The 12952-nt window shown below is 42.2% G+C and carries 15 protein-coding genes; 10 read left to right on the forward strand and 5 right to left on the reverse strand.

Going from position 1 to position 12952, the window contains the following annotated elements; translation table 11 throughout:
* The first annotated feature begins 7 nt into the window (after nt 1-7).
* From asnS to NYE22_RS10225, 4 genes are all read left to right on the forward strand, one after another.
* Entirely contained in the window at nt 8-1300 is a 1293-nt protein-coding gene (gene asnS / locus NYE22_RS10210; protein ID WP_038430016.1) for an asparagine--tRNA ligase, read from the forward strand.
* Between the two features lie 92 nt (nt 1301-1392).
* Entirely contained in the window at nt 1393-2091 is a 699-nt protein-coding gene (gene dnaD / locus NYE22_RS10215; protein ID WP_064671079.1) for a DNA replication protein DnaD, read from the forward strand.
* A gap of 18 nt (nt 2092-2109) precedes the next feature.
* A complete protein-coding gene (gene nth, locus NYE22_RS10220; RefSeq protein ID WP_009967580.1) occupies nt 2110-2769 on the forward strand; it encodes an endonuclease III in 660 nt (219 codons plus the stop codon).
* Nucleotides 2766-3260 (forward strand): YpoC family protein, encoded by a 495-nt coding sequence (locus tag NYE22_RS10225; protein ID WP_064671080.1) that lies wholly within the window; start codon nt 2766-2768, stop codon nt 3258-3260. Before nth ends, NYE22_RS10225 begins: the two co-directional genes overlap by 4 nt.
* 75 nt (nt 3261-3335) lie before the next feature.
* Here the strand turns inward: NYE22_RS10225 and NYE22_RS10230 are convergent, their stop codons facing one another.
* A complete protein-coding gene (locus tag NYE22_RS10230; RefSeq protein WP_064671081.1) occupies nt 3336-6080 on the reverse strand; it encodes a PBP1A family penicillin-binding protein in 2745 nt (914 codons plus the stop codon).
* A gap of 21 nt (nt 6081-6101) precedes the next feature.
* Entirely contained in the window at nt 6102-6722 is a 621-nt protein-coding gene (gene recU / locus NYE22_RS10235) for a Holliday junction resolvase RecU (protein ID WP_004399067.1), read from the reverse strand.
* Between the two features lie 40 nt (nt 6723-6762).
* On the opposite strand from recU, the gene NYE22_RS10240 reads away from it, so the two are divergent.
* On the forward strand, nt 6763-7725 hold the full coding sequence (locus tag NYE22_RS10240; RefSeq protein WP_342412507.1) for a DUF2515 domain-containing protein: 963 nt from the start codon (nt 6763-6765) through the stop codon (nt 7723-7725).
* A 24-nt stretch (nt 7726-7749) separates the two neighbouring features.
* Here the strand turns inward: NYE22_RS10240 and sspM are convergent, their stop codons facing one another.
* Nucleotides 7750-7854 (reverse strand): acid-soluble spore protein SspM, encoded by a 105-nt coding sequence (sspM, locus tag NYE22_RS10245; protein ID WP_342412509.1) that lies wholly within the window; start codon nt 7852-7854, stop codon nt 7750-7752.
* 198 nt (nt 7855-8052) lie between these two features.
* Here sspM and NYE22_RS10250 point away from each other — a divergent pair, with 198 nt between their 5' ends.
* Nucleotides 8053-8298: a DUF5446 family protein gene (locus NYE22_RS10250; protein WP_021481526.1), complete on the forward strand. Its 246-nt coding sequence runs from the start codon at nt 8053-8055 to the stop codon at nt 8296-8298.
* Nucleotides 8299-8343: 45 nt separating this feature from the next.
* A complete protein-coding gene (locus NYE22_RS10255; protein WP_021481525.1) occupies nt 8344-8715 on the forward strand; it encodes a YppE family protein in 372 nt (123 codons plus the stop codon).
* A gap of 38 nt (nt 8716-8753) precedes the next feature.
* On the opposite strand, the gene NYE22_RS10260 is transcribed toward NYE22_RS10255, so the two are convergent.
* The gene (locus tag NYE22_RS10260) at nt 8754-8942 is read right to left on the reverse strand and encodes a YppF family protein (protein ID WP_003230690.1); all 189 of its coding nucleotides are present in this window, start codon (nt 8940-8942) and stop codon (nt 8754-8756) included.
* Between the two features lie 187 nt (nt 8943-9129).
* On the opposite strand from NYE22_RS10260, the gene NYE22_RS10265 reads away from it, so the two are divergent.
* Nucleotides 9130-9507: a YppG family protein gene (locus tag NYE22_RS10265; protein WP_004398696.1), complete on the forward strand. Its 378-nt coding sequence runs from the start codon at nt 9130-9132 to the stop codon at nt 9505-9507.
* A 20-nt stretch (nt 9508-9527) separates the two neighbouring features.
* Here NYE22_RS10265 and NYE22_RS10270 read toward each other — a convergent pair whose 3' ends face one another.
* Complete coding sequence (locus NYE22_RS10270) at nt 9528-9947, reverse strand: Hsp20/alpha crystallin family protein (RefSeq protein WP_042976351.1); 420 nt, start codon at nt 9945-9947, stop codon at nt 9528-9530.
* A 137-nt stretch (nt 9948-10084) separates the two neighbouring features.
* Between NYE22_RS10270 and NYE22_RS10275 the strand changes: the two genes are divergently transcribed.
* Both NYE22_RS10275 and mrfA read left to right on the forward strand, forming a co-directional pair.
* Complete coding sequence (locus NYE22_RS10275) at nt 10085-10591, forward strand: PTS glucose transporter subunit IIA (protein ID WP_029726788.1); 507 nt, start codon at nt 10085-10087, stop codon at nt 10589-10591.
* 102 nt (nt 10592-10693) lie between these two features.
* Nucleotides 10694-12943, forward strand: a complete 2250-nt coding sequence (gene mrfA, locus NYE22_RS10280; RefSeq protein WP_101502404.1) for an ATP-dependent helicase MrfA — start codon at nt 10694-10696, stop codon at nt 12941-12943.
* Nucleotides 12944-12952 lie beyond the last annotated feature (9 nt).

Raw genomic sequence — 12952 nt, forward strand, 5'->3', positions numbered from 1 at the left:
AAATATGTTGAAAACAACAATCAACCAAGTGTACAAGCACGTAGGTGAGGAAGTAACGATCGGAGCTTGGGTCGCTAATAAGCGTTCAAGCGGGAAAATTGCGTTTTTACAGCTTCGGGACGGTACCGGTTTTATTCAGGGTGTCGTAGTAAAAGCGGAAGTGGAAGAAAGCATTTTCCAAACAGCTAAATCAGTGACGCAGGAAACGTCGCTCTATATAAAAGGGATTGTCAAAGAGGACGAGCGTTCTCCGCTTGGATATGAACTTGCTGTGACAGATATTGAAGTCATTCACGAAGCGACCGATTATCCAATTACACCAAAAGAACACGGAACGGAATTTTTGATGGATCACAGACATTTATGGCTGCGTTCAAAGCGCCAGCATGCGATCATGAAAATCCGTAATGAAATCATTCGCGCGACTTACGAATTCTTTAATAACGAAGGCTTCGTAAAAGTGGATCCGCCGATTTTGACTGGAAGCGCACCTGAAGGTACAACAGAACTCTTTGCGACAAAGTACTTTGATGAAGATGCGTATCTGTCTCAAAGCGGCCAGCTCTACATGGAAGCTGCGGCAATGGCTTTAGGAAAAGTATTCTCTTTCGGACCGACATTCAGAGCGGAAAAGTCTAAAACAAAGCGTCACTTAATCGAATTCTGGATGATCGAACCGGAAATGGCGTTTGTAGAATTTGAAGAAAACCTTCAAGTACAGGAAAATTACGTTTCTTTCATCGTACAATCAGTTCTTAAGAATTGTAAAATTGAATTAAACACATTGGGAAGAGACACGTCAAAACTTGAGCAAATCAAAGCCCCGTTCCCAAGAATCACGTATGATGAAGCGATTGAATTTCTGAAAGAAAAAGGCTTTAACGATATCGAGTGGGGAGATGATTTCGGAGCGCCTCATGAAACAGCGATTGCTGAACATTATGACAAACCGGTATTCATCACTCGCTATCCGACGTCCTTAAAACCGTTCTATATGCAGCCGGCTTCTGACCGTGAGGACGTTGTGCTTTGCGCTGACTTGATTGCGCCGGAAGGCTATGGAGAAATCATCGGCGGGTCTGAACGGATTCACGATATGGAACTTTTGGAATCCCGTCTTAAAGAACATGGACTGGATTCTGACGCATATAAATGGTATGCTGAACTTAGAAAATATGGATCAGTTCCTCATTCCGGCTTCGGCCTTGGATTAGAGCGGACAGTAGCTTGGATCAGCGGAGCGCCTCACGTTCGTGAAACGATTCCGTTCCCAAGACTGTTAAACCGTCTGTATCCGTAATACATTCAAATGAAACAAAAAAGAGTCTCCTGCAAGGGAGACTTTTTACAGTAAAGGGGCAATCACAATCCTTTACAGTAAGAGGTGTGACGATGAAAAAACAGCAATTTATTGATATGCAGGAGCAGGGAACATCAACCATCCCCAATCTTCTGCTTACGCATTATAAACAGCTTGGGCTTAATGAAACAGAACTTATTCTGCTGTTAAAAATTAAAATGCATTTAGAAAAAGGATCATATTTTCCTACACCGAATCAGCTGCAGGAAGGTATGTCAATTTCTGTTGAAGAATGCACAAACAGATTGCGGATGTTTATTCAAAAAGGCTTTCTGTTTATTGAAGAATGCGAGGATCAAAACGGCATCAAATTTGAGAAATATTCTCTTCAGCCTTTATGGGGGAAACTGTACGAGTATATTCAGCTTGCACAGAATCAAACACAGGAAAGAAAAGCAGAAGGGGAACAAAAAAGCCTTTATACCATTTTTGAGGAAGAGTTCGCAAGGCCGTTATCGCCTTTGGAGTGTGAAACGCTGGCGATCTGGCAGGACCAGGATCAGCATGACGCACAACTGATCAAACACGCGTTAAAAGAGGCTGTACTATCAGGAAAACTCAGTTTCCGCTACATTGACCGGATTTTGTTTGAATGGAAGAAAAACGGGCTTAAAACTGTGGAGCAGGCAAAAATACACAGCCAAAAATTCCGGCGTGTACAAGCAAAGCAGAATGAACAGCAAAAAGAGTATAAAAGGCAGGTTCCTTTTTACAATTGGCTTGAACAATAAAGTGAAAAGGTGACAATCGTGTTAAATCTAAAACAAATTGAATTCTGTTTAGACAAGATAGGTGACATGTTTCCTCATGCGGAGTGTGAACTGGTTCATTCCAATCCTTTTGAATTAGTGGTGGCTGTTGCTTTATCTGCGCAATGTACAGATGCACTTGTAAACAGAGTGACCAAAACATTATTCCAAAAATACAAACGGCCGGAAGACTATTTGGCTGTTCCGCTGGAAGAGCTTCAGCAAGATATTAAATCAATCGGTTTATATCGTAATAAAGCGAAAAATATTCAAAAGCTGAGTAAAATGATTATTGAAGATTATGGCGGAGAAGTGCCGAGAGACCGCGATGAGCTTGTCAAACTGCCAGGGGTCGGGAGAAAGACCGCAAACGTAGTGGTATCCGTTGCGTTTGGCGTGCCGGCCATAGCCGTAGATACCCATGTGGAGAGAGTCAGCAAACGATTGGGCATTTGCAGGTGGAAGGACTCGGTTCTGGAAGTTGAAAAGACGCTGATGCGCAAGGTTCCCAAAGAAGACTGGTCCGTTACGCATCACCGGCTTATTTTCTTCGGCAGATATCACTGTAAAGCCCAATCTCCGCGCTGTGCGGAGTGTCCGCTGCTTTCTTTGTGCAGAGAAGGGCAGAAGAGGGATAAAAAAGGACTGGTGAAACGATGACGCAAGCAAAAGAAGTGTTGGCTTCCTATGAGCAATACTTGCGCAGTCTTGGCCAGAAGAGTTCCTCGGATATGAAGAAAACCTTGCAGACCAATCCCGTGTATTTTGATTTCTGCACGGAATTACAAGGCGATTTGCCATGGGAGGACAGCGGGAAATACGTTCCGCTTTTATTTGAAGTGTGGGATGACATCAAAGCATCACTTCTCCCAGTCTTTCAAACACGAAAATCGAGATGTGACCAAAACGAAATGTTAAAGGGCATTGTGTGTTTGCTGGTTTCGTTACATTGGACAGCAGGTGAGCCGGTGCAATCGCTCGATTGGCAAGAACTGAGGGAGAAATCATATCCCGCAAAGCCGATTAATTGGGCTGAACGAGTGGAATTTATTCTTCTTAAGCCGACCCAATACCATTGCTTTATTCAGCTTGATGAGCTGATTACCGAAATGAAAAAGCATTTTTATAAATATCATGCGATGAATCGATAAAACCTCCTGTTAAAACGGGAGGTTTTTTACTGTGTACCAAAAAAGCCATCACCCCAAAGGTGACGGCTTTTTTGGTTAATTTGTTTTTTCAATTGATGATGAGTTTGTTTGTGTTTTATTAGATGTGTCTGTTTTATTTTTATTCGTGTCAGTACCTGTTGAGTCATTCGTATCTGAGTTCGAATCACCATCCGACGTATCCTGGTTATTACTGTTATTGTTATTACTATTGTTAGATTGGTCTTGGTTACTGTTGTCAGACGGATTGGTGTTCGTGTTGTCTTGTTTTTTGTCTTGATCATTTGTTGAATCATCTGTCTGATCTTGATCCGTCTTACCGTCATCTTTTTGAGAATCATCAGTTTGGGTATCATCCTGAGTCTTCTCATCATCTTGTTTTTCATCATCCGTTTGTTGCTGGTCTTTTTTATCTTCATCGTCTTCAGCTTTTGGCACCTCATAAGATGTGGAAGCTGTACTTTTGCCATCATCACTGACGGCTGTTACCTCGAATTTGTACACAGATCCTGGCTGCACACCCGAAATGACTGCCTCTTTTGCAGAGCTGTTTTGAATTTCCGAGTAGCTGCCGCCGTCAACAGATTGCTTAACAGCAAAGGTCGCATCTCCGTCATAATTCCAGCTTAACGTTAAAGATTGATTGTCTTTATCGTATTTCACGTTTAAACCAGACAGTTTAGCTGTTTCCTCTTTTTCTTCTTTCTCATATGTTTTAGAAACAGTAGAAGGAGCTGTGCCTTTAACAAAGTACTCTGTGAGCTTCTTATCGCTTGGCGTATTTGGCCCTGCCAGTTTTGCCGGATTAGAACCTTTTTCTACGGTGGCTTCCACTACGCTGTCAGGCTTCTCAAATGATCCGCTTCCGTCATCGACATCGGCAATGAGCTGGGCGAAGATGCGCTTTGCAACTTTTTGCTCTTCAGCTGAAAGTGATTTCTTTCCAGCCTCGTTTTCTCCCATTCCCGTCCAGACGGCAGCTGTATATTGTGGTGTGTAGCCAACGAACCAAGAATCTCGGGCGCCGTCGCTTGCGATATTGTACCTTTGGATTTCACTTTCTTCAAAGTTGGTCGTCCCTGTTTTTCCTGCAACTTCTACACCAGGTACTTGTGCAAGCTGTCCAGTACCTGTCTTAACAGCTGTTTTCAGCATATCTGTAATCATAAACGCAGTGTAATCGCTCATTGCTGACTTTGATTTTGGTGTTAAGTCAAGCTTTGTGCCATCGTTAAATTCAATAGACTTTACGAAATGGGGTTCATTATACGTTCCGTTATTTCCAAACGCGCTGTATGCTCCTGCCATTGTCAGAGGAGAAACATCATCGTTCCCACCGAAACCGCCAATAGAATAAGCCTCTGTTACATTATCTTTTGTTAAACCAAGGCCAAGTCCATTTGCAAAGTCTACAGCAGTATCTTTACCGACTGCCTGGAATGCTTTTAAAGCAGGTATATTTCTTGATTGTGCCAGAGCGTAACGCATTGAGATAGGCCCTAGATATTTGCGGTCCCAATCACGAATCGGTTTTCCGTTAGAATACGTATAAGCTGAGTCATCAATTTGTTCGTATGTGGACCATTTCTTATTTTCAATAACTGGTCCATAGTCCAAAATCGGTTTTATGGTCGAACCAGGCTGTGCCTTAGTTTGAGTAGCATAGTTAAAGCCTCCAACAGGCTGATTGCGTCCCGCACCAATCGCTCGGACTTCTCCGTTTTTGGTATCGAGAAGCGTCACACCGCCCTGCATGCCTTCAGTAAATCCGACAGTGTCTCCGTCCATTAATTCATCTAGTTTGTCTTGTGCTTTTGTATCTAATGTTGTATAAATCTTTAATCCGTCAGTACCTGGATTGACATCAGATTTTTCTTCAATTTCTTTCATGACTTCTTCAACAAACGCGCTGTATTTGTTTGAATTGTTTTTTTCATATTCCTTTTGTGAAACAACGCCTTCGTCTTTCACTGCCACTTTTTTCGCTTTGTTGTATTGAGAATCAGAAATAAATCCTTGCTTTTTCATCAGACTGAGTACGATGTTCCGTCTTTTTTCCGCTTTATCCGGGTTTTTAACGGGGTTGTACGCTGTCGGGCTTTGCGGCATACCCGCGAGTGTCGCAGCTTGTTCCACAGTCAATTTGCTTAAATCTGTGACGCCGAAAAATTCTTCTGCCGCTTTTCCGATTCCGTATGCTCTGGGAGAAAAATAAATCCGGTTTAAATACATTTCTAAAATTTCATCTTTAGAGTAATTGCGCTCCAGCTGAATTGAAAGCCACACTTCCTGTACCTTCCGTTTCAGCGTCTTTTGATGGGACAGAAGGGAATTCTTAACGACCTGCTGGGTGATCGTACTTCCGCCTTCAGCTCCGAAGCCGTCTTTAAAGTTGGCGACAAGGGCACCTCCGATACGGACAGGGTCAATCCCGTGGTGTTCGTAAAAACGTGCGTCCTCTGTCGCGATAAAGGCTTCTTTTACGACATCAGGTATTTCATCTATTGAGACGTAGGACCGCTTTTCGGAACCGTATTCAGCAATTTCTTTTCCATTTTTATCATAAATCGTTGATGAATAAGGCGTCTTCAATTTGCTTTCATCAAGGGACGGCGCATCAGAAACCATGACGGCAAATGTAACAGCACCGCCGACTACGCCTAAAACAAACAGAATGAGTAAAGTGAAAAGGGTCTTTTTAAACAATCCGCCCTTTTTTCGTTTCTTGCCTTTTTTCGGTGAAGGACTCGACTTGCTGTTCGCTTTTCGCCGAGCTTCACGGCTGTTAAATTGATCTGACATAACATCTCAACCTTTCGTTAATCAACCTTTCGCACCAGATGATGGCGAAAAATAAAGCTGTTCAATAATACTAATATAATCAATTCTGGGTGCGTATCCAAGAGAAATCGGATAAGCTGTTTCTTCCAACTCATCTTTTCGAATTGATTTTCTGCCGTTTTTTTCTTTTCTGTCCCAGAAATAAAACAGCTTATCGGCTTCCAAAAAATAAACCTGGTCGAAAGCGGATATAATAACAAAACAAATACCGTCTTGAGCCTTTACCTGCTTCATATGCTCGATTTGATGGTCATGAAAATTCTGCAGGGGGAAAGAGGTCTTGTTTTTCGTTTCTTTCGCCTCAAAATCAATATACCGCCCTTTGTAAATCCCATTGTAGTCTGTTGTCGATGATTGTTTAAAGTAAGCTTCTTTAATCACTGCGGCACTTCTTTTTGGATAATGGACATTTACAATTTGAACAGGTGTCGGCTTTTTGTGTATAACGGCAATTTGGTTTGTCAGATAATACTTATTCGTTTCGTTTAAGTCATCTTCGAGGGTCATTCCGCGATTACTGTAAGACGGGGCCCTTTTCTGACTGTTTTGGGATGAAACCGAATGTTTCGGCTGAAATGTTTTTCCGTTAGGATACCGAATCACTTTCTCATCCTCCTTATTAAACTAATCATGACGGAAGTGAATGAACGTGCAAGAACAACAGACCATTAGAAAGCTTCTGAGCCGAATTGAGCGGCAGACAAAAATAAAAAACGCGGATAACATTTCAAGAACAAATGCTTATAAAGCATTTTACGACCGTCATCCGGAAATCAAATGGTCGCTTTTGGCTTCTTTCGTTTCTCGTAATGCCGGCTGGTCAATGACTGACTTAAAAGGCAGTCTGTTTCAGCTTGGACTCCGTGAGAGACAGCAAGAATGGTTCTTTTTAGCCTATGAAAGAGCGAACTGGCTTATTTTTTCGGATGCCTATCCGCAGCTTCTTTTATACCACTGGTCAAAAAGAGTCGGGAAACCGCTGTTTCATCTGCTGCATGTGTTTGGCGTCTCACAATTTATGTCGGAAGAATGGACCCGTTTTTGGCATGAGCGAAATACGGAGCGGCTAATGTATGCCCTTATTATAAATGAACAAAACACTATCCAAACACCTATTATACAAAATCCTTCGTTTAAAAAGAATGTTTTTGACACGATTCCTTTTTATTTAAGTGATTGGTTGCATTTTAACACCGTTATTTTTCCTTCCTCAAATGGGTTACTTTACGGCATTTCAGTGAAACGCTTTTCAAAGGCGGAGGAAAGGATAAGGCTGGGAAAGCAGCTGTCTCAATTGCTGTTCAAGCCAGAATTGTTCTCCTCTTTTTATCACTTTTTGCACACAGTGCCGCACACAGGTTCCCGTTTTGATATAGAAAAGATAATCGGGATTACAAAAAGAACATCTCCTATGCTAAGGACATGCTACCCTGAGTTAATCCACTCATTAGACGGAACGAAAACAGATTGGTTTCATGGAAAGATAAAGAAAACGTTCTTTAGGCGCGAGGAATTGCCGAAGCAGATTGAATTGACAGACTGGTATTTACATAAAAAGCGCCAGCTTCATGCGCTTTTTGCGGTGGAGCAGTGGCTGAAAAAATAAAGAAGCAAGGAAATTCCTTGCTTCTTACGTAGAAGGGCGGTTCGGGCCGCCTAATTTTTTATCTAAAGAATCGATTGCCTTTGATTCAGTCTTTTTTTGCTGGCCGGCTTTTTTCGGTCTTATTTTCATACGGCACCTCCTCACAAGTATCGTTTGCATTAACGAGGAGGATCATACAATTTTTGCGGGTGTTTTTGTCGAAAACTTCAGCTTTTCGTGGAATACCTGTTTGTTTGGCGATTTGCTTCTAGTTTTGTCATGAGGAAGGAAAGAGCCTTGAGAGCAAAGAATTTTAACCGGGAGAGACGAGGAAAGGGAGGTACACGAATGTCCGGTTATGTTAGCAAGACAGATATTCTCCGTATGCTTTCTGATATAGAAGATGAATTAACGCGAGCTGAGCAAAGCCTGAATCATTCTGTAAATGCATTAGAGGCTGAGATGCGGGAAACGGAAAACGATCGCCTGAGTGTGCTGGAAGAAGAAATCATAGATCTTCATATTTGTATAAATGAGCTGTATCAATCGCCTGAACACAGGTATGCGTTTGAGAAGGTATACCGCATCGGCTGAATTTGCGAGTGAAATTTGGTACGATAGGCATTGAGGTGAAAGATATTGCTATCACAAACTTTGCTGGAAATGACCGAGCAAATGATTGAAGTTGCTGAAAAAGGCGCTGATCGGTATCAGGAAGGGAAAAACAGTAATCATTCTTATGATTTTTTTGAGACGATAAAGCCTGCAGTTGAAGAGAATGATGAACTGGCCGCTCGCTGGGCAGAGGGTGCTCTTGAATTGATAAAAGTCCGCCGGCCTAAATATGTGCATAAAGAGCAAATTGAGACCGTAAAGGATAATTTCCTGGAATTGGTCCTTCAATCATATGTTCATCATATTCATAAAAAACGATTCAAGGACATCACTGAGTCAGTCCTTTATACATTGCACGCAGTAAAGGATGAAATTGCAAGAGAAGACAGCCGGTAAAAGGCTGTCTTCTCTTCGCTTTTATAGGGGGCCGGACGTTAATTCATCTCATATGCCGGGCTTTCTGCTCCATTTGCTTCGAGAACCTTCATACTGTTACGAAACTCAGTTATGCTGAGATGTCCTTGAATATAGAGGAACTTGGCAAAGTCCATCAGTTTATTCATACAGTCTGTTTCATATTTCTTCATTTCTGCAAAACGTTTGCTTAAGTATGATACGTTCATTATGGTGCATCCCCTCTCATCTGTATTGAAAATATGGTACCATAATGATTCGACTTTTTTCTGTTTTTAAAAAATTTAAACTTTCGACACAATTTGACAAATGCTAATCATCACTTGTGACACAAACAATAGAAGTCATTCATACATATATAGAAGAGAAATATGTTGTGTTTAGGGGGGAATCGCAATGAACGGGAGCTCTCGAAGCTATCCTCGGCAAATGGGCTATTATTATCCTCAGCATATGCAAGGATATTATCAGCAGGCTGCACCCGGTTATTTAGAGCAACAACTGCCTCAGCAGCATTATGGACAGCAGGATTATTATCAGCCTTATGCTCCGATCCAGCCTATGCCTATGCAGCCGCCTGTATTTTCTAACCCTTATCCTATCCCAAGGCCTAATCAACAGCAGCCTTCGCAATTTCAAAGCATTATGTCGCAGTTCAAAAAAGCCAATGGGCAATTTGATTTTAATAAAATGATGGATACGACAGGTCAAGTAATGAGTGCAATGAATCAGGTCGGATCTTTAATAAAGGGATTTACCAGCTTTTTTAAATGATAGAAGCATGAATGAATCGTTCATTCATGCTTATTTTTTGGAAAGAAAAGTGTCATTGTCTGCTCGTTCCAAGACGTTTCCATATCTTCTTGGCGAACTTCATAAGGCAGCTGAACCGTTCTTGTCATGCTTGTAAAGGTAGCCTCATTTTGGTGTTTCTGTTTTTCTTGGAGTGTTACATGGAGATACCTCGATTTAACATCAACGACGATCTCGCCATCTCGAAACGTCGCCGGAATGGTAATATCGATATACAGCCCAGTATCTCTTTCTCTGACATGTATGGTCGTCTGCACATCCTTTAAACTCGAGTTGATCAGGTTCTGAAATCCGTTTATAAGGTTGCCGAACGCTGAGGATTGAAAAAGAGTGTCGATTGCCTCCGTTATGATTTCTTCTTTCTTTTGCAGTTCGTTCTTTTTGTCATCATAGAATTCCAATTTCGCCACCGCCTTTTTTAACCAGATTATGCGTCTATGCCAGATGTTGTTATAAATTGAAGCAAAATTGAAAGTGTGGTTAAATAGTGGTGAATGAAGGGATAACGGTTGAAGTGAATGAGAAGGGAGAAAATACATTGCTGAAAAAATTATTCGGAATGGGCAAAACTCAGGAAAAGGTGACAGAAGAGGTTATTTATTCTCCGGCAGACGGTACAGTAATGGACCTGTCAGATGTGCCGGACCCTGTTTTTTCACAGAAAATGATGGGAGAAGGAATAGCGGTGGAACCTTCTAGCGGTGAAATCGTTTCTCCCGCTGAAGGTGAAGTCATTCAGATTTTCCACACCAAACACGCCGTTGGCATTCGGACTCGCTCGGGAATTGAGCTGTTAATTCATGTCGGGCTGGAGACAGTCAATATGAACGGAGAAGGATTTACTGCCCACATTAAAGAAGGGGATAAAGTGAAGGTCGGTGACCCGCTGATTACATGTGATTTGGAATTAATAAAAGAAAAAGCGAGCAGCACAGTCATCCCAATCGTTATAATGAATGGTGAGGCTGTAGGATCAATGGTACCGGCAGGCGAAAAGGCCGCTCGTAAAGGCGAATCAAAGCTCCTTACAATAAAAGCGAAATAAGCAGGGCGTATGCCTTGCTTTTTTTATTCAACTGTATAAAATTTGCACCTAGCCATGCAAACAAATATTCGGTAAACTGTACTTGACAAAGAGGTGTAAAGAATGAAAAAGAAATCACTGACTGAACTCATTTCTGATTTAAAAGGAAATGAAAACGTTGTGAATTGGCATGAAATTGAGCCTCGGGAAGCAAAAACAAGGCCTATGCCCGAAAGTATAGACGAGAGAATCAAAGCGGCCCTTTCGAAAAGGGGCATTGATGAACTATATACTCACCAATATTCCGCTTTTCAATATGTGCAAAAAGGAGAGAGCATCGTTACTGTAACGCCAACAGCATCAGGAAAAACGTTATGCTACAACCTCCCAGTCCTGCAGTCCATCGCCCAAGATGAAACAAACCGGGCGTTATATTTATTTCCGACTAAAGCGCTGGCACAAGACCAAAAGAGCGAGCTAAATGAAATTATTGATGAAATGGGCATTGATATTAAAAGCTTTACATATGACGGGGATACGTCTCCGGCAATCAGACAAAAGGTGAGAAAAGCAGGTCATATTGTCATTACAAACCCCGATATGCTGCATTCTGCCATTCTACCGCATCATACGAAATGGGTCAGTTTGTTTGAAAACCTTAAGTATATCGTCATCGATGAGCTTCATACGTATCGAGGTGTGTTCGGCAGCCATGTGGCAAATGTGATCCGGCGGCTAAAGCGGATCTGCCGGTTTTATGGAAGTGATCCGGTTTTTATTTGTACTTCCGCAACAATTGCCAACCCAAAGGAATTGGGAGAGCAGCTGACAGGCAACCCGATGCGGCTGGTCGATGACAACGGCGCACCGAGCGGACGCAAGCATTTTGTGTTTTACAATCCGCCAATTGTGAACAAACCGCTCAATATTAGAAGGAGCGCAACCGCAGAAGTGAATGAACTGGCGAAAGAGTTCCTTAAAAACAAAGTGCAGACCATTGTTTTTGCCAGAAGCAGAGTTCGGGTGGAAATTATTTTAAGCCATATTCAGGAGCTTGTGAAAAAAGAGATTGGAACAAAATCAATCAGAGGCTATCGGGGAGGCTATCTGCCGAAAGAGCGAAGAGAAATCGAAAAAGGCCTGAGAGAAGGCGACATTTTAGGAGTGGTCAGTACGAATGCCTTAGAGCTTGGTGTTGATATCGGCCAGCTGCAAGTGTGTGTAATGACGGGGTATCCCGGAAGTGTTGCAAGTGCTTGGCAGCAGGCCGGACGAGCCGGCAGAAGACACGGTGAATCTTTGATTATCATGGTAGCCAATTCAACACCGATTGACCAATATATTGTGCGGCATCCTGAATATTTCTTTAATCGTTCGCCGGAATCTGCAAGAATCAATCCGGAGAATTTGATTATTTTAGTAGACCACTTAAAGTGTGCGGCTTATGAGCTTCCTTTTAGAGCTGATGAAGAATTTGGAGCCATGGAAGTCAGTGATATTCTTGAGTATCTTCAGGAAGAGGCTGTTCTTCACCGCAACGGCGAACGGTACCATTGGGCAAGTGAGTCGTTCCCTGCTTCAAACATCAGTTTGCGTTCCGCCTCCCAGGAAAATGTCGTTATAGTTGATCAGTCGGATATTGCAAATGTAAGGATTATCGGTGAAATGGACCGTTTTAGTGCAATGACGCTTTTACATGATGAAGCAATTTATTTGCATGAAGGCGTTCAGTATCAAGTTGAGAAGCTCGATTGGGACCATAAAAAGGCGTATGTCAGAAAAGTCGATGTCGAATATTATACGGATGCAAACCTGGCAGTTCAGCTGAAGGTATTAGAAATCGATAAAACGAAAGAAAAAAGCCGTACGTCATTGCACTACGGAGACGTCACTGTCAATGCCCTGCCGACCATTTTTAAAAAAATAAAAATGACCACTTTTGAAAATATTGGGTCTGGACCTATTCATTTGCCGGAAGAAGAACTGCATACAAGTGCAGCTTGGCTCGAAATCAAAACAGCGGATGAGGACATCGGGGAAAAGACACTGGAACAGCTGCTTCTTGGCATCTCGAATGTGCTGCAGCATATTGTCCCTGTGTATATCATGTGTGATCGAAATGATGTTCATGTTGTTTCTCAAATCAAAGCAGCCCATACCGGATTGCCAACCATATTTTTATATGATCATTATCCGGGCGGTATCGGTTTGGCGGAGGAAGTCTTTAAACGTTTTTCAGACATTAATGAAGCGGCGAAACAACTGATTACACATTGTCCTTGTCATGACGGCTGTCCGTCTTGTATAGGTACGGAAATAGAAGGGATAAAAGCAAAGGAAAGAATTTTGCAGCTGTTGGATCAAATGTCGTAAGGAGGGGGG

This window comes from Bacillus sp. FSL K6-1560 (genome assembly GCF_038592935.1).
Classification (GTDB): domain Bacteria; phylum Bacillota; class Bacilli; order Bacillales; family Bacillaceae; genus Bacillus; species Bacillus subtilis.

Coding starts and splice junctions, on each gene's coding strand:
- mrfA (WP_101502404.1), top strand. CDS start 10,694: ATGAAAAAGAAATCACTGACTGAACTCATTTCTGATTTAAAAGGAAAT.
- NYE22_RS10225 (WP_064671080.1), top strand. CDS start 2,766: ATGACGCAAGCAAAAGAAGTGTTGGCTTCCTATGAGCAATACTTGCGC.
- NYE22_RS10240 (WP_342412507.1), top strand. CDS start 6,763: ATGAACGTGCAAGAACAACAGACCATTAGAAAGCTTCTGAGCCGAATT.
- NYE22_RS10230 (WP_064671081.1), bottom strand. CDS start 6,080: ATGTCAGATCAATTTAACAGCCGTGAAGCTCGGCGAAAAGCGAACAGC.
- sspM (WP_342412509.1), bottom strand. CDS start 7,854: ATGAAAATAAGACCGAAAAAAGCCGGCCAGCAAAAAAAGACTGAATCA.
- dnaD (WP_064671079.1), top strand. CDS start 1,393: ATGAAAAAACAGCAATTTATTGATATGCAGGAGCAGGGAACATCAACC.
- NYE22_RS10265 (WP_004398696.1), top strand. CDS start 9,130: ATGAACGGGAGCTCTCGAAGCTATCCTCGGCAAATGGGCTATTATTAT.
- NYE22_RS10260 (WP_003230690.1), bottom strand. CDS start 8,942: ATGAACGTATCATACTTAAGCAAACGTTTTGCAGAAATGAAGAAATAT.
- NYE22_RS10250 (WP_021481526.1), top strand. CDS start 8,053: ATGTCCGGTTATGTTAGCAAGACAGATATTCTCCGTATGCTTTCTGAT.